Source organism: Streptomyces sp. NBC_00057 (genome assembly GCF_045041165.1).
Taxonomy (GTDB): domain Bacteria; phylum Actinomycetota; class Actinomycetes; order Streptomycetales; family Streptomycetaceae; genus Streptomyces.
Genome location: NZ_CP108256.1, coordinates 3,679,554 through 3,694,823, shown reverse-complemented (window position 1 = coordinate 3,694,823; position 15,270 = coordinate 3,679,554). Strand labels below are relative to the sequence as shown.

Below are 15,270 nucleotides of genomic sequence, written 5' to 3'. Positions count from 1 at the left end.
GGGGGAATGCGGTCCTGGGCCCGGAGGCGTGGAGCGCCGGTGTTCTCTGCGTCTCTGGGGGGAGGGTCAAGGCCCCCGGGCCGAAGCCCGACCCCGACCAGCCGGGCACCCTCTTGCCCAACGGGGCCGCAGCCAAAGCCGGACTCAATCGTTCGATTTCGGATGCCGGATGGGGGAGCCTGACGATCCTGCACGCCAAGGCTGAGAGCGCCGGACGGGAAGTGATTGCCCTGTCCCCCCGCAACACCTCCCGGACCTGCCCCAACTGCGGGCACGTCTCAGCTGGCTGCGTAGGTGAGACTTGGCTCTGGTCCACTTCTTGTGGTGCGTTCACGCTCGGTGATGTGGCTGAGACTGCGTCGGTTCGGTTGATGCTGAGATCTATGCTCGGACGCATGATCGAGACTGAGCGGTTACTCCTGCGACCTCTTCGTGTGTCTGACCTCGACGATTTCGTCGAGCTTCATGCTGACCCGCAGGTCAACCGCTTCGTCGGAGCCTTCTCGCGTCAACAGGCGCTGGAACGACTCACTGGGATCGAGCGGCAGTGGGATGAACGAGGTCATGGTCTGTGCGCCATTGAGCTCAAGGCGAGCGGTGTATTCGTCGGTCGAAGCGGTCTGCAGTACTGGGAATAGTTCGATGAAGTGGAACTGGGTTGGACCCTCCGAGCGGATCACTGGGGGCACGGGTATGCGACCGAGGCCGCTCAAGCGTGCCTGGACTGGGGTTTTGCCACGCTTGACAACGACTACTTCACGGCTCTCATGCGGCCGGGCAACGAGGCATCGGTGAGGGTGGCCGAGCGTCTGGGGTTCTCGCCGCGTCGCGAGGACCAACTGCAGGGCAGCCCAGTCACGGTGTATGCCCTGGATCGCCCAGCCAGTCTGCCCTCTCGTTGATCCTCCGCATGAGTCACGAGAGCAGGACTCTCTTCCTTGACAGGGCGAATCCTGCGCGGCCGAACATCTGACGCTTGAGCATCTTGATCCGGTTGACATGCCCCTCAACGACACCCGAGTTTCACGGTTGTGTGAGGCCAGCGGTGACGGCGTCGAGGTCGCGTTCGAGGTGTTGAGCGAACCGGCGGAGGCTGGGCAGCTCGGTGGTGGCGGTGGCCGCTTCGATCCATGTCGGCAGCTGGTCGCCTTGCAGGTGGGTGAGCATGTGGGCGAAGGAGCGCACGTAAGGTGCAGCCGCTCGCCCAGGGGCTGGCCGGGGATGCGGTCGCCCCGTTCGCACAGACTGTCACCGGCCGCGTGATGCCGCTGTCGCACGGCGTCGGAGCCCAGGCGCAGCCGTTCGCCGGCGATCTTGTCGGTACGGTCGGTGACGATGCCCGTCCCACTGTCGGGAACACGGCCTACGGTGCCGAGGGTTGTGAGCTGCTGTCGGTTTGCTGAGCTGAAGTGCGTTGTAGTGAGCAGGAGTGAGTCCTGTCGGCGGGTTCACCGAGTGGGAACGGAAGTTCTGGGATCGAATGGGTGACCTTGGCGCCTGTTGCTCGTTGGGCAGGTGACAGGTTTCCAGTCTGGGGGAGGGGGTGTTGTGGTGGGTGGTGTGCGGGAGTTGGCGGCATCCTTCGTGGCGCCCGGGCCTTGCGGGGTGGCGGTCCGGGACCGTCTCAAGCACCTCACGCCCCGGGACGAGATAGTCCTGCGTGCGGTCGGTGAGCATCAGGGCCGTCTGGCTTCCCGTGACCTCAGGACCCGTTGTGCGGATGGTCTGGAGCACGGCAAGGACACCTGGGCGTCGCGCAAGCGGGACCTGACCGCACAGTCGTCGTCGCGGATCGCCGGTGCGATCACCAAAGCCACCCACGATCAGTGGGCGCTGGCGCGCCGTTGCCAGGCGGCGCACATCCGGAATCTGGAGGCCGGGATCGGGACGCTGCGGCACCGCCTGGCCCTCCCCATCGGCGCGAGCGGAACGAAGCGGGCAGCCGGTGGCTACCGCTCCAAGGGCGAGTGGTTCCACAAGTCCCGCCGCCTCGCGGCGCTGGAAGCCCGGCACGATACCGCGGTCCGTGACCGGCAGGCCGGACGCGTCCGGGTGGTACGGGGCGGCAAACGCCTCCTGAACACCCGCCACCACCTCACCCAGGCCCGGCTGACCGAAGAGCAGTGGCGGGAACGCTGGGAAGCTGAACGCTGGTTCATCGCCGCCGACGGCGAGTCGGGCAAGCGGTTCGGGAACGAAACAATCCGCGTCACCCCGGACGGCAAGGTCAGCATCAAACTGCCCGCCCCGCTCGCACACCTGGCCAACGCCAAGCACGGCCGGTACACCCTCACCTCGACCGCGGCGTTTGCGCACCGGGGCCAGGAGTGGGCCGACCGCATCGCCGTCAACCGGGCCGTGGCCTACCGCATCCACCTCGACGTGGACCGTGGCCGCTGGTACCTGACCGCCTCCTGGCAACGCCCCGTCGTCCAGACCATCCCCCTCACGACCGCCCGCGCCCGGGGCATGGTCGGCGTCGACACCAACGCCGACCACTTCGCCGCCTACCGGCTCGACCGGCACGGCAATCCGGTCGGCGAGCCCCGGCGGTTCTTCTACGACCTGTCCGGTTCGGCCGGTCACCGCGACGCCCAGATCCGCCACGCCCTGACCCGGCTGATCCACTGGGCCAAACAGGCCGGTGTCGCCGCGATCGGCATCGAGGACCTCGACTTCACCACCGAGAAGACCCGCGAGAAGCACGGCCACCGCAAGCGGTTCCGGCAACTCATCTCTGGCATGCCCACCGGGAAGCTCAAGGCCCGGCTGGTGTCGATGGCTGCCGAACAGGGCCTGAGCATTGTCGCGGTCGACCCGGCCTACACCTCGATGTGGGGTGCCCAGCACTGGCAGAAACCGCTGGTCACCCCCGAGCGAAAGATGTCCCGTCACGATGCCGCCGGCATCGCGATCGGACGACGCGCCCTCGGGCACCCGGTCCGGGATGGGGTATCCCCTGCTCGAACGGAGTTGAGAGCTTGGGGAAGGACGGCACCGCCCCCACACGACCGGAGAGATCGTGCGGGGCATCGGACCGCCCAGGCCGGACCAGGCACCCGAGGACGTGACGGAAACCGCCCACCCGCAACGGACCACGCCCCTGGAGACGTGCCGCCGAACGGGACGAGAAAGCGGCAACCCAGTGCATCCAGCACCGTTCGGGATGCGCCCAGTACACATCGGTGGGTCCAGGACTCACTCATGCACACTGGCTAGGAACGGTCTGACCTCGATCACTCCGGCGTGTGACCGATGCGACAGACCCGGCGCCCTCCTTCGGCGCTCCCGGGTACCCGGCCCGGAGCATCTGACACCGGCGGCCCCCGGACCGCCCCGCGCCCGGTCCGGGGCCCGTCCCCGCTGCACCGCACGAGTGCCCTTTTGGCCACTGCGACCCGGGCACCGGCGGGATCTGTGACCGTAATCACCGCTCAGGTGTGATCTGCGATTTAGGGTCCTGCGGAGCACGGGGATAACCTGCGAGATGGACATGCCGCGTACTCGGTGACCGTGTGCGCCTTCCTTGTGACAGAGCAGTCACGTTGCCCCTCGCGGCACGCCCACGCTGAAAACGAACCGCGAGACCACTGAAAAGGGACGGACGCGCGTGGACCTGTTCGAGTACCAGGCGAGGGACCTCTTCGCCAAGCACGGTGTACCGGTGCTGGCCGGTGAAGTCATTGACACGCCTGAGGCAGCCCGCGAGGCGACCGAGCGGCTGGGCGGCAAGTCTGTCGTCAAGGCGCAGGTGAAGGTCGGCGGCCGCGGCAAGGCCGGCGGCGTCAAGCTGGCCGCCACCCCCGACGAGGCGGTCGCCCGCGCGACCGACATCCTCGGCATGGACATCAAGGGCCACACGGTCCACAAGGTGATGATCGCCGAGACCGCGCCGGAGATTCTTGAGGAGTACTACGTCTCGTACCTCCTCGACCGCACCAACCGCACCTTCCTGGCCATGGCCTCGGTGCAGGGCGGCATGGACATCGAGGAGGTCGCGGAGAAGACCCCCGAGGCCCTCGCGAAGGTCCCGGTCGACTCCAACACCGGTGTCACGATCGAGAAGGCCCGCGAGATCGTCGCCCAGGCGAAGTTCCCGGCCGAGGTGGCCGAGAAGGTCGCCGAGGTCATGGTGACGCTGTGGGACACCTTCGTCGCCGAGGACGCGCTCCTCGTCGAGGTCAACCCGCTCGCCAAGGTCGCCTCCGGCGACGTCCTGGCGCTGGACGGCAAGGTGTCTCTCGACGAGAACGCCGACTTCCGTCAGCCCGAGCACGAGGCGCTCGAGGACAAGGCCGCAGCCAACCCGCTCGAGGCTGCCGCCAAGGCCAAGAACCTCAACTACGTCAAGCTCGACGGCGAGGTCGGCATCATCGGTAACGGTGCCGGTCTGGTCATGTCGACCCTGGACGTCGTCGCGTACGCCGGTGAGAACCACGGCAACGTGAAGCCCGCCAACTTCCTCGACATCGGTGGCGGCGCCTCCGCAGAGGTCATGGCGAACGGCCTGGAGATCATCCTCGGCGACCCGGACGTCAAGTCCGTCTTCGTCAACGTCTTCGGTGGCATCACCGCGTGCGACGAGGTCGCCAACGGCATCGTCCAGGCTCTTGCGCTGCTCAAGAGCAAGGGCGAAGAGGTCACCAAGCCGCTGGTCGTGCGCCTCGACGGCAACAACGCGGAGCTGGGTCGCAAGATCCTTTCCGACGCCAACCACCCGCTGGTGCAGCGTGTGGACACCATGGACGGCGCGGCCGACAAGGCCGCTGAGCTCGCCGCGGCTGCGAAGTAAGGGACGAGGGACTCCAACACCATGGCTATCTTCCTCACCAAGGACAGCAAGGTCATCGTCCAGGGGATGACCGGTGCCACCGGCATGAAGCACACCAAGCTCATGCTGGGTGATGGCACCAACATCGTCGGCGGCGTGAACCCGCGCAAGGCCGGCACGACCGTCGACTTCGACGGCACCGAGGTACCCGTCTTCGGCTCCGTCGCCGAGGCGATGGAGAAGACCGGCGCCGACGTGTCCGTCCTCTTCGTGCCGCCGGCCTTCGCGAAGGCCGCCGTCGTCGAGGCGATCGACGCCGAGATCCCCCTCGCCGTCGTGATCACCGAGGGCATCGCCGTCCACGACTCGGCCGCCTTCTGGGCCTACGCCGGTTCGAAGGGCAACAAGACCCGGATCATCGGCCCGAACTGCCCCGGCCTGATCACCCCCGGCCAGTCCAACGCCGGCATCATCCCGGGCGACATCACCAAGCCCGGCCGCATCGGTCTCGTGTCCAAGTCCGGCACGCTGACCTACCAGATGATGTACGAGCTCCGTGATATCGGCTTCTCGTCCGCCGTCGGCATCGGTGGCGACCCGGTCATCGGCACGACGCACATCGACGCCCTCGCGGCGTTCGAGGCAGACCCCGAGACCGACCTGATCGTGATGATCGGTGAGATCGGCGGCGACGCCGAGGAGCGTGCGGCCGACTTCATCGCGAAGAACGTCACCAAGCCGGTCGTCGGTTACGTCGCGGGCTTCACCGCCCCCGAGGGCAAGACCATGGGCCACGCCGGCGCCATCGTCTCCGGCTCCTCCGGCACCGCGCAGGCGAAGAAGGAGGCCCTTGAGGCCGCCGGCGTCAAGGTCGGCAAGACGCCGACCGAGACCGCCAAGCTGGCGCGCGAGATCCTCGGCGCCTGATCGCTTCACCGCGACGGAGCAGCACCGCAGTATCGCGTCACCGCACAGACGGCGCGGGCCCGTACCCCGGCCAGGGGTACGGGCCCGCGCCGTATCTGTTTCTCCGTCCGGCTGCCCGTCTGCCGGCGCTCCCGGTCCTCCCGGTCAGCCGGCGTCGGGGACCAGCCGGGCCGGACCCTGTACGAGCTCGCCCTGAAGCTTCTTCTGCAGATTCAGGTCCTGCGGCGTCAGCTTCTGCGGGCCACCTCGTGGAGGCACCCCGCCGACCTGCTGAGCGGGCGACTCCGGGGTTTCGTACCGGGCCGGAGCCGTCGCCAGGGTGAACAGCGTCAGACCGATGAGCAACACCATGAAGGAGATGGCCGCTCTGGTCCACACCTGGGCCTTGCGCTCTGCGTCCGTACGGATCGCGTCGGGTGAGGGGAGCGAGGCGGGGGGCTGGGCCCGGGCGAGTGTGCCGAGCTGCTGATGCAGGAGCGCCGACTGCTCGGTGGAGGACGACGGTTCCGCCAGCTCGGGCAGCCGCTCGGCGACCGCGGCACGTGCGTTCATCAGCCTGCTCGCCGTCGCCGGGGTGCTGGCCTCCGTCTCCGCCGCGGTCTCCGGAAGATCCAGGCCGACCCCGTCGTAGAGCAGCAGGGTGCGGCGGTACGACGGCGGCAGGTCGAGCAGCGCGCCGAGCAGTGCGCGCGCACCGGGTTCGGCGGGCGGCGGGTCGAGGGGGCGGTGCGTGCGGCGCAGCCGGTGCCAGGGCGACATCGCATACTCGTACGCGGCGGCCCGCACCCAGCCCGCCGGGTCACGGTCCACCGCGACCTCCGGCCAGTGTTCCCAGGCCCGCGCGAAGGCCCGCGCGACCGACTCCTGGGAGAGGCTCCGGCGCCCGGTCAGCAGAAACGTCTGACGGAAAAGGGCGGCGGCGCAGCTCTTGTACAAGGCATCGAATGCCTCGGCCGGTGCTTCAGATGCTTCAGGCATTTCAGGTGTTTCAGGCGCGGCACGGGTGGCGGATGGGCTGTCCGTGGCAGATGTGCCGGATGCGCCGTACTTGTCCGGCGGCTCGGGGGTGGTGCCCGGCTCGGTCGGGGCCATGGCGGTGCTCCCAGTGGCTTCGACGGGGGTCGGCGGACGGGGCAACGGTTGTTTCGTGGAGGTCACCGGCTTGGACAGCCTCGCGACCGTCGACACCGACGTCGGGCGGGCCGCCTGGTTGGCGGCGGCCTTCGGCCGGGCGTTCGGAGCGGAAGTGCAGCGGCCGCATCGGACGAGCTCTCTGTCATGAAAGGCCCCCCGCGGGCCTGCACCGGGTGAAAAAGTACATAAACGCATATTGAGCGACACAGCGGTCGTTCGCCTGTTGCACGGAATAAGCGCGTGTCGTTGGGAGCATTGCCGTGTGACCCAAGTGACCGAACGCAGCCCGTCGTTGTCGGCAGAGCAGGGCCGGTCCGCCGTTCCGGCCTTCGCCTTCCTGCGTGGGGCGCTTGCGGCCGGGCTGGGGCTGGGCGTATTCACCGTGCCCGTCATGGCGCTGTGGATCAGCTCCCCGACTTCCGGCAACGGCCCCGGCGGGGCCCTCCATGCGGCGGCCGGGCTCTGGCTGCTCGCCCACGGTGCCGAGCTGATCAGAACCGACACGCTCGGCGGAGCCCCCGCCCCGGTCGGCCTCGTCCCGCTGCTGCTCGCCGTGGTGCCGGTGTGGCTGTTGCACCGTGCGGCCCGGGACGCCCCGGAGTCCGTCGAGGGACGCCCGGCGCCCTCGGCGGCGGGCGCGTTCGCCATGGTCAGCGGCGGATATCTGCTGGTCGGAGCCGCTGTCGCGTTCTATGCGCGGGGTGGTTCGCTGTCCGTGTACGCACCGTCGTTGCTCTTCCCTTCGGCCGTTGTGGTGATGGGCGCGGCGGCTGCCGGGGTCTGGACGGCATCGGGGCACCCGATCGCACCGCCGTCCTGGGCGCCGGTGCGCCTGCACGAGAAGCTGGCGCGTACCCGGTTCAGGGAGTGCGCGGAGACGGTGTGCCGGTCGGCCGTGGCCGGGGTGGCGGTGCTGCTCGGTGGCGGGGCGCTGCTCGTCGCGGTGGCGCTGGTGTGGCATGCACAGGCGGCTCAGCAGTCGTTCGTCCAGCTCTCGGGCGACTGGGCGGGCCTTGTCCCGGTACTGCTGCTCGCGCTGGTGCTGGTGCCGAATGCGGCGGTGTGGGGTGCCGCGTACGGACTCGGGCCGGGCTTTGCGCTCGGTACGGCGTCCGCGGTCACCCCGGTCGCCTTCTCGGGGCGCCCGGCGCTGCCCGTTTTCCCGTTGCTCGCCGCGGTGCCGGCCCAGGGCCCGGGGACGGTCCTGAACTGGGCGGCCGGGGCGGTGCCGGTCGCGGCCGGGGTGACGGTCGCCTGGTTCACGGCACGGCGGGCCGCGCCCGCCCATGCCGCGCGGGAGGAGGCGTGGAGCCTGTGGGGGACCGCGCTGACGGCCGGCCTGGGGGCGGTGGGGTGCGGGGTCGGCACGGCGGTGCTGGCCGCGGCCGCGGGGGGACCGCTCGGCACCGGGGCGCTGGCGCAGTTCGGCCCGGTGTGGTGGCTGACGGGTGCGGCGGCCCTGGCGTGGACGATGCTGCTCGGCGTCCCCGTGACGCTGCTGCTCCGGGCCTGGCGGCTGCGGGGCGGCGACGGGGGACGGTGGGTGCGACGAGCGGCGCAGGAGACGGCAGCGGCGGAGTGCGCGCCGGCAGCTCAGGCGCCTGCGCAGGGTCCCGGGCCGGTGCCTCAGGGGCCGGGAGCCGTACCCGTCCGTGCTTTCGGGGGCGTACCCGCAGCGGCTTCCCCTGCCATCGGCGGCGCTGCGTCGGTGTCCGCGGCGGACGAGAGGAGCGACGACTCCGAGCCGTACGACTTCCTGCCGACCGACCCATGGCACGAACGGACGGCCCTGCCAGGTGAGGCTGGGCCGTCCGTGGATCCGTAAATCCGTGAAGTGTCAGTTCTTGACGCCGAAGAAGGGCTCCAGCGGCTTCGGCAGCAGGTCGTTGCAGGCCAGCTGGCCGGACTTGGTCAGGGCGTCGTTCACGCAGGTGTAGTAGTCGCGGTAGACGAGCTGCACCGTGAACGTCGTCGCGACGATCGAGAGCGCGAGCAGCGCCGTCACCAGGCCGCTGACCGCAGCCGTGGTCTGCTGCCTCCCATAGCCAGGAGCGGCGGGGGCGGACGCCGGGACGCGCCCGGAGCCGGAACCCTGGAGGGGGCCGACGGCCGGCGTACCGGACGCTGCGGCCGGCCCGGGTGCTCCGGCGGTGCCCGGCGCGGACGCGCCATTCGGCTTCGCGCGGAGCGAGCTGATCGACCAGTACACGGCGAGTGCGCCGAGCAGCAGGGCGATCTCCGGGAAGTCGAAGAGTGCGAAGAAGAAGGCCCACATGCCGCAGAGCAGCGCGTAGCGTGCGCGGCGCTGGGCGGGGTCGGTCGGATCCCAGCGCAGTCCGCCGGGGCTGCCCTGGCCGTTCGGCCCGCCCTGGCCCCCGGGGCGGCCGCCGAAACCACCGCTCTGGCGACCGGGCTGTTGGCTGCTCCACTGGCTGCCCCAGACCGGCCGGTCGTCGGAGGAGCCACCCTCGGGCGACCCGTCGCCGTTGCTCCGGCCCCCGTTCCCCTGGTTGTTCCTGCTGCCGTTTCCGGCGTTCGAAGGGTGGCGGGGCTGCCAGGGCTGGTCGGGCCGGTCCTCCGGCGGTGCGGCGAACGGGTTGTCGCCCGCGGGAGCGGAAGACCCCGACGAACCGGAGGAGCCGGAAGAACCGGAGGAGCCGGAAGAAGCGGAAGAACCCGGAAAGGAGGAAGGGCCCGTGGGGGACTGGCGCTCCCGCAACATCAGTGGGGTCCGCTCGGGCAGCGGGTGGCGGAAGGCGGTGCGGTGGCGTCGGTCCGGCATATGGTGAACGTCTTCCCCATCTCGTCATTTCCGCCCTGCGGGCGGTTCCCTGTCCCCTGACGCTACCTCCCGGCCAGGAGGGGCCGAAAGCTGGGAGCGCGGCACAGGCGGCCGATACCCGTCGACCCGGACCCTCTCGCGCTTCGCCGCGGCCGACCTGCGGCCTCTCACCCCCGTCCCGTGGGGGGCTCCGGAGGTGCCGGTATCGTTGCTCACGGTCGGATCGTTCGTAGAGTTCCCCGTATCGAGGGGCTTGATTCTTTCGTACGACCATACAAATCAGCGTTGCTCTGCTTCACCACGCGAGAAAGGGCCCAGCCGTGGCCTCCCCGCCCCCCTCCGCCGCACCGGCCCGTCTGGTCGTGCTGGTCTCCGGCTCCGGTACGAACCTCCAAGCCCTGCTCGACGCCATCGGTGACGACCCCGAGGGCTTCGGTGCGCAGGTCGTCGCGGTCGGGGCCGACCGCTCCGGCATCGTCGGTCTGGAACGGGCGGAGCGCGCCGGACTGCCGACCTTCGTGTGCAGGGTCAAGGACCACGCCACCCGCGAGGAGTGGGACGCGGCACTCGCGGCCGCGACGGCCGAGCACCGCCCGGACCTCGTGGTGTCCGCGGGATTCATGAAGATCGTGGGCAAGGAGTTCCTCGCCCGGTTCGGTGGCCGGTTCATCAACACCCACCCCGCCCTGCTCCCCAGCTTTCCCGGTGCCCATGGGGTGCGTGACACACTCGCGTACGGCGTGAAGGTCACCGGGTGCACCGTCCACTTCGTCGACGACGGCGTCGACACCGGTCCGATCATCGCGCAGGGCGTGGTCGAGGTGGCCGAAGAGGACACGGCGGAGGGCGAAGCCGCTCTCCACGAACGCATCAAGGAAGTCGAGCGCAAGCTGCTCGTCGAGGCCGTGGGGCGGCTCGCCCGTGACGGCTATCGCATTGAGGGACGAAAGGTTCATCTCGGTCATGTCGGTGAATAAGCCCATCCGCCGCGCCCTGGTCAGTGTCTACGACAAGACGGGGCTCGAAGACCTCGCCCGCGGTCTGCACGAGGCGGGTGTCGAGCTTGTCTCCACCGGCTCCACCGCCGGGAGGATCGCTGCTGCCGGGGTGCCGGTCACCAAGGTCGAGGAGCTCACCGGCTTCCCCGAGTGCCTCGACGGCCGCGTCAAGACGCTGCACCCGCGCGTCCACGCCGGCATCCTCGCGGACCTGCGCCTGGACGCACACCGCGAGCAGCTCGCCGAGCTGGGTGTGGAGCCGTTCGACCTGGTGGTCGTCAACCTCTACCCGTTCAAGGAGACCGTCGCCTCCGGCGCGTCCGCCGACGAGTGTGTGGAGCAGATCGACATCGGCGGCCCGTCCATGGTCCGCGCCGCCGCCAAGAACCACCCGTCCGTGGCCGTCGTCACCAGCCCCGAGCGGTACGCCGACGTCCTTGCCGCGGTCAAGGCGGGCGGCTTCGACCTGACCGCCCGCAAGCGCCTGGCCGCCGAGGCGTTCCAGCACACCGCCGCGTACGACGTGGCCGTGGCCTCCTGGTTCGCGGGTGCCGTCGGCGAAGCTGCTGAAGGGTACGCGCCTGCCGACGACTCGGGCTTCCCCGACTTCTTCGGTGCGACGTACGAGCGCAGCAACGTCCTGCGGTACGGCGAGAACCCGCACCAGCCCGCCGCGCTCTACACCTCCGGCGCCGGTGGCCTGGCCGAGGCGGAGCAGCTGCACGGCAAGGAGATGTCGTACAACAACTACACGGACACGGACGCCGCGCGCCGGGCCGCGTACGACCACGCCGAGCCGTGCGTGGCGATCATCAAGCACGCCAACCCGTGCGGCATCGCGATCGCCGACGACGTCGCCGAGGCGCACCGCAACGCGCACGCCTGCGACCCGCTGTCGGCCTTCGGCGGTGTCATCGCCGTCAACCGCCCGGTGACCGTCGCCATGGCCGAGCAGGTCGCGGAGATCTTCACCGAGGTCATTGTCGCCCCGGCGTACGAGGACGGCGCGGTCGAGATCCTCGCCCGCAAGAAGAACATCCGTGTGTTGCGCTGCCCCGACGCCCCGACCTCCACGGTCGAGGTCAAGCCGATCGACGGCGGCGCGCTGCTCCAGGTCACCGACCGCCTCCAGGCCGACGGCGACGACCCGGCCAACTGGACCCTCGCCACCGGTGAGGCACTCTCCGAGGACGAGCTGAAGGAGCTCGCCTTCGCGTGGAAGGCCTGTCGCGCGGTCAAGTCCAACGCGATCCTGCTCGCCAAGGGCGGCGCCTCGGTCGGCGTCGGCATGGGCCAGGTCAACCGGGTCGACTCCGCGAAGCTGGCCGTCGAGCGCGCGGGCGAGGAGCGGGCGCGGGGCGCGTACGCCGCGTCCGACGCGTTCTTCCCGTTCCCGGACGGGCTGGAGATCCTGACCGCGGCCGGCATCAAGGCCGTGGCCCAGCCGGGCGGTTCGGTCCGTGACGAGCTGGTCGTCGAGGCCGCGAAGAGGGCGGGCGTGACGATGTACTTCACGGGTACGCGGCACTTCTTCCACTGACCCGGCAGAACGACCGAAGGCCGTACCCCCGCCCACGTGCGGGGGTACGGCCTTTGTGTGATCCCGGTGCCGCGACGGCGGGCCGGCAGGCCCGCGGCCGGATCAGTACTGCGGCTGCTGCTGGCGGTTGAACCAGGCGTTGCCGTCGGCCCGCGCGACGAAGACGATGATCAGCACGGCGAGAACCGTGTGGACGAGACCGAAGATGACGAACGGGTAGATACCGAGAATCGCGGTGATTGCACCGAAGACGATCGCCGTGATGCGGATGCCGTTGGTCCCCTTGCCGAACTTCACGGCCAGGAACACGGCGAAGGCGCCCCACAGCACTGCGAAGACCACGATGCCCCACAGGGCATTGCCGGAGTAGTCGGCAAGCTGCTGGAACTGAACGTCGTCCTTGAGTGTCGCGTCGTTCTTGGCGGCGTTCACGGCCGCGGCGGCGATCGCGAAGATGACCGCGCCGATGACCTGCAGGCCAGTGATCACGTAGAGCATGACGCGGGCTGCCTTCACACCGCCCGGCATCTCGGTGGGCACACCAGGGAAGCCGTAGCCGCCCTGCACCGGCGGGGCCGCGGGGTAACCGCCCTGCTGCGGCATACCCTGCGGGGACTGCTGCGGGTAGCCGTACCCCGGCTGCCCGCCCTGCTGCTGCTGGCCGTAGGGGTTGTTCGGGTCGCCGAAGCTCATGGCGAATTTCCTCCGTTGCAAAAAGTGCGGGGACGACGCGGTCCGAGCGGAGGAAACGTGCGCAATCAGTACGGTCTGTCCCCCCGACGCTGTCCGCGGTACTGCGCGGCTCATCGTTGTCTTGACATCGGCTTTTTGTCCAGCCGATTGCCGAATGCGTTGTGTAAGCGCAACCTGGTGGTCATGGTCGGCACCCGGAATTGGTATGCGGGTGGGGTCATCCGCGAGTATGGGGACATGACTGCCCAGATTCTCGATGGCAAGGCCACCGCAGCCGCGATCAAGTCCGATCTCACCGTCCGCGTGGCGGCCCTCAAGGCGCAGGGCGTCACCCCTGGCCTGGGAACCCTGCTCGTCGGGGATGACCCGGGCAGCCGGTGGTACGTGAACGGCAAGCACCGTGACTGCGCACAGGTCGGCATCGGCTCCATCCAGCGCGAACTCCCCGACACCGCCACCCAGGAGGAGATCGAGGACGTCGTACGGGAGCTCAACGCCAACCCCGAGTGCACGGGGTACATCGTGCAGCTTCCCCTGCCCAAGGGGATCGACACCAACCGCGTCCTGGAGCTGATGGATCCGGCCAAGGACGCCGACGGCCTCCACCCGATGAACCTCGGCCGGCTCGTACTGAACGAGACGGGCCCGCTGCCCTGCACCCCGCAGGGCGTCGTCCAGCTGCTCCGCCACCACGACGTGGAGATCAACGGGGCACACGTCGTGGTCGTCGGCCGCGGTGTCACCATCGGCCGCTCGATCCCGCTGCTGCTGACCCGTAAGTCCGAGAACGCCACCGTCACCCAGTGCCACACCGGTACGCGTGACCTCTCGGCCCAGCTCAAGCAGGCCGACATCATCGTCGCCGCCGCCGGAGTGCCGCACATCATCAAGCCCGAGGACGTGAAGCCGGGCGCGGCCGTGCTCGATGTCGGCGTCAGCCGGGACGAGAACGGCAAGATCGTCGGGGACGTACACCCGGGCGTGGCCGAGGTCGCCGCCTGGATCTCCCCGAACCCGGGCGGTGTCGGCCCGATGACCCGCGCCCAGCTGCTCGTCAACGTGGTCGAGGCGGCCGAGCGCAACGCAGCCGACGCCGTCTGAGCCGGCTGACCCGATCCGGAAGGAACCCCATGGGTGCTGGTACGAGTCCGGCCGACCCGGCCGCCGAGGCGGACCGGACGTCTCCGGTGCCGTCGGACGCGGAGGCGGACGTGCCCGGTGCGGGCGCGGCGGATGAGGCTGCGCCGGATCGGGCTGCGACCCGTGAGGGTGCTGCTTCGGAGGATGCTGCTCGTGAGGGGACGGTCGTCCGGGCGGATGCGGACTTTGATGCCGACGCCGATGAGGACTCCGGCGACGCGGACCGGGGCGAGGACACCCGCCCGGCCGCTGCCGCCGGTCCCGGTAGCAGCGCACCGGCCGACGCCCCGCACAACGGTCCTCGTCCGTCGCGGAGGTTCCCGTCGTTCACCCGGGACACCGCGCGCCCCGAGGGCGGTGGCCGGGCCGCGTCCGGGGACGCGCCCGCCCCGGCCCGGCAGTGGCCGCTGCTCGCCGTGCTCTGCACGGCTGGGATCGGGCTGCTGATCGTGGCCGTCGACCCCTTCGAAGAGGCCTTCAGGATCGGCACGATGCTGATCGGTGTGGCCCTCATCGGGGGTGCCGTGCTGCGGGTCGTGGTTCCGTCGGTGGGCATGCTGGCGGTCCGTTCCCGCTTCACCGACCTGGTGACGTACGGGCTGCTCGGCTTCCTCATCGTGATGCTCGCGCTGGTGGCGCAGCCCAAGCCGTGGCTGGACCTTCCGTTCCTGGAGGCAGCGGTCCACTTCACGATCCGCTGAGGCCGTTCGTACAGCTACGGCCACGGCTGTAGCTGCGCGGCTCGGGGACGGTGTCCGTCCCCTCCCCCGAGAAGGGACGGACACCCGAGGGCGGAGGCAGCCACCGGAACGCAGGCGCTCCGGAACATGGCGACTTGAGCGGCCTTGCCCCCGTCCTGGCTTCAGCCTCGTGGACGGCGAAGACCGCTACAAGGGAACCCTGTGGCCTGTGGCACGGAAGTGACCATTCCGCCACGGTGTGATCGCCCCGCAACGGTGTGTTCGGCAAGAGTTTGCCGGCCAGCTGCGCAGGCTCGTCGACCGCAGAGGGCTGAGCATCGCCGCGGTGGCCGACCGCACGGGCTACAGCAAGACGTCGTGGGAGCGCGACTGGCCGTGCTCCTCGCGGTCGGTGTGCTGCTCGTACTGGCCGGGGCCGTGCTGCTGACCGGAGCGGGGCGGTGACGACGATGACGAGAAGGCCCACCATCGAGCGGCCGCCTCCCGGGTGAGCGGGTACGGCCGGGTGAGCGCTGTGTGACGGGTTGTGTGCGGTGCCACAGGGGGCCGGGCGGTCGGGAGGTTCCGGGTCGGATAGCCTGATC

General features: G+C 69.9%; 14 protein-coding genes and 3 pseudogenes. 12 read left to right on the top strand and 5 right to left on the bottom strand.

Annotated features, from left to right (window positions below; translation table 11 throughout):
• Nucleotides 1-65: 65 nt before the first annotated feature.
• Together OG953_RS17080 and OG953_RS17075 are read left to right on the top strand one after the other, a co-directional pair.
• A pseudogene (locus tag OG953_RS17080) lies at nucleotides 66-281 on the top strand (zinc ribbon domain-containing protein); the annotation flags it as partial.
• A gap of 90 nt (nucleotides 282-371) precedes the next feature.
• Nucleotides 372-902: pseudogene (locus OG953_RS17075) on the top strand (GNAT family N-acetyltransferase).
• A 121-nt stretch (nucleotides 903-1,023) separates the two neighbouring features.
• Here OG953_RS17075 and OG953_RS17070 read toward each other — a convergent pair.
• A complete protein-coding gene (locus tag OG953_RS17070; RefSeq protein ID WP_405685187.1) occupies nucleotides 1,024-1,167 on the bottom strand; it encodes a hypothetical protein in 144 nt (47 codons plus the stop codon).
• 23 nt (nucleotides 1,168-1,190) lie between these two features.
• On the opposite strand from OG953_RS17070, the gene OG953_RS17065 reads away from it, so the two are divergent.
• From OG953_RS17065 to sucD, 4 genes are all read left to right on the top strand, one after another.
• Nucleotides 1,191-1,403 (top strand): hypothetical protein, encoded by a 213-nt coding sequence (locus tag OG953_RS17065; RefSeq protein WP_405685185.1) that lies wholly within the window; start codon nucleotides 1,191-1,193, stop codon nucleotides 1,401-1,403.
• A 148-nt stretch (nucleotides 1,404-1,551) separates the two neighbouring features.
• Nucleotides 1,552-3,219 carry an IS200/IS605 family accessory protein TnpB-related protein gene (locus tag OG953_RS17060; protein WP_405691880.1) on the top strand — a complete coding sequence of 556 codons (1,668 nt, stop codon included), beginning with the start codon at nucleotides 1,552-1,554 and terminating at the stop codon, nucleotides 3,217-3,219.
• A gap of 391 nt (nucleotides 3,220-3,610) precedes the next feature.
• On the top strand, nucleotides 3,611-4,792 hold the full coding sequence (sucC, locus tag OG953_RS17055; protein WP_266358625.1) for an ADP-forming succinate--CoA ligase subunit beta: 1,182 nt from the start codon (nucleotides 3,611-3,613) through the stop codon (nucleotides 4,790-4,792).
• Nucleotides 4,793-4,813: 21 nt separating this feature from the next.
• Entirely contained in the window at nucleotides 4,814-5,698 is an 885-nt protein-coding gene (sucD, locus tag OG953_RS17050; protein ID WP_114246183.1) for a succinate--CoA ligase subunit alpha, read from the top strand.
• 144 nt (nucleotides 5,699-5,842) lie between these two features.
• On the opposite strand, the gene OG953_RS17045 is transcribed toward sucD, so the two are convergent.
• Complete coding sequence (locus OG953_RS17045; protein WP_405685184.1) at nucleotides 5,843-6,676, bottom strand: RNA polymerase sigma factor; 834 nt, start codon at nucleotides 6,674-6,676, stop codon at nucleotides 5,843-5,845.
• Between the two features lie 427 nt (nucleotides 6,677-7,103).
• Here OG953_RS17045 and OG953_RS17040 point away from each other — a divergent pair, with 427 nt between their 5' ends.
• A complete protein-coding gene (locus tag OG953_RS17040; protein ID WP_405691878.1) occupies nucleotides 7,104-8,657 on the top strand; it encodes a DUF6350 family protein in 1,554 nt (517 codons plus the stop codon).
• A 12-nt stretch (nucleotides 8,658-8,669) separates the two neighbouring features.
• Here the strand turns inward: OG953_RS17040 and OG953_RS17035 are convergent, their stop codons facing one another.
• Nucleotides 8,670-9,614, bottom strand: a complete 945-nt coding sequence (locus OG953_RS17035) for a hypothetical protein (protein WP_405685182.1) — start codon at nucleotides 9,612-9,614, stop codon at nucleotides 8,670-8,672.
• A gap of 320 nt (nucleotides 9,615-9,934) precedes the next feature.
• Here OG953_RS17035 and purN point away from each other — a divergent pair, with 320 nt between their 5' ends.
• Both purN and purH read left to right on the top strand, forming a co-directional pair.
• Nucleotides 9,935-10,591, top strand: coding sequence for a phosphoribosylglycinamide formyltransferase (purN, locus tag OG953_RS17030; protein WP_405685179.1), 657 nt, complete (start codon nucleotides 9,935-9,937; stop codon nucleotides 10,589-10,591).
• Nucleotides 10,578-12,152 carry a bifunctional phosphoribosylaminoimidazolecarboxamide formyltransferase/IMP cyclohydrolase gene (gene purH, locus OG953_RS17025; protein WP_405685178.1) on the top strand — a complete coding sequence of 525 codons (1,575 nt, stop codon included), beginning with the start codon at nucleotides 10,578-10,580 and terminating at the stop codon, nucleotides 12,150-12,152. Before purN ends, purH begins: the two co-directional genes overlap by 14 nt.
• Before the next feature lie 102 nt (nucleotides 12,153-12,254).
• On the opposite strand, the gene OG953_RS17020 is transcribed toward purH, so the two are convergent.
• Nucleotides 12,255-12,845: a hypothetical protein gene (locus tag OG953_RS17020; RefSeq protein WP_405685177.1), complete on the bottom strand. Its 591-nt coding sequence runs from the start codon at nucleotides 12,843-12,845 to the stop codon at nucleotides 12,255-12,257.
• Between the two features lie 237 nt (nucleotides 12,846-13,082).
• On the opposite strand from OG953_RS17020, the gene OG953_RS17015 reads away from it, so the two are divergent.
• From OG953_RS17015 to OG953_RS17005, 3 genes and pseudogenes are all read left to right on the top strand, one after another.
• Nucleotides 13,083-13,946: a bifunctional methylenetetrahydrofolate dehydrogenase/methenyltetrahydrofolate cyclohydrolase gene (locus OG953_RS17015; protein ID WP_405685176.1), complete on the top strand. Its 864-nt coding sequence runs from the start codon at nucleotides 13,083-13,085 to the stop codon at nucleotides 13,944-13,946.
• A 29-nt stretch (nucleotides 13,947-13,975) separates the two neighbouring features.
• Nucleotides 13,976-14,686: a DUF3017 domain-containing protein gene (locus OG953_RS17010; RefSeq protein ID WP_405685175.1), complete on the top strand. Its 711-nt coding sequence runs from the start codon at nucleotides 13,976-13,978 to the stop codon at nucleotides 14,684-14,686.
• A 238-nt stretch (nucleotides 14,687-14,924) separates the two neighbouring features.
• A pseudogene (locus OG953_RS17005) lies at nucleotides 14,925-15,053 on the top strand (helix-turn-helix domain-containing protein); the annotation flags it as partial.
• Here OG953_RS17005 and OG953_RS17000 read toward each other — a convergent pair.
• Nucleotides 15,029-15,226: a hypothetical protein gene (locus OG953_RS17000; RefSeq protein ID WP_405692461.1), complete on the bottom strand. Its 198-nt coding sequence runs from the start codon at nucleotides 15,224-15,226 to the stop codon at nucleotides 15,029-15,031. The pseudogene OG953_RS17005 and the gene OG953_RS17000 overlap by 25 nt on opposite strands.
• Nucleotides 15,227-15,270: the final 44 nt, after the last annotated feature.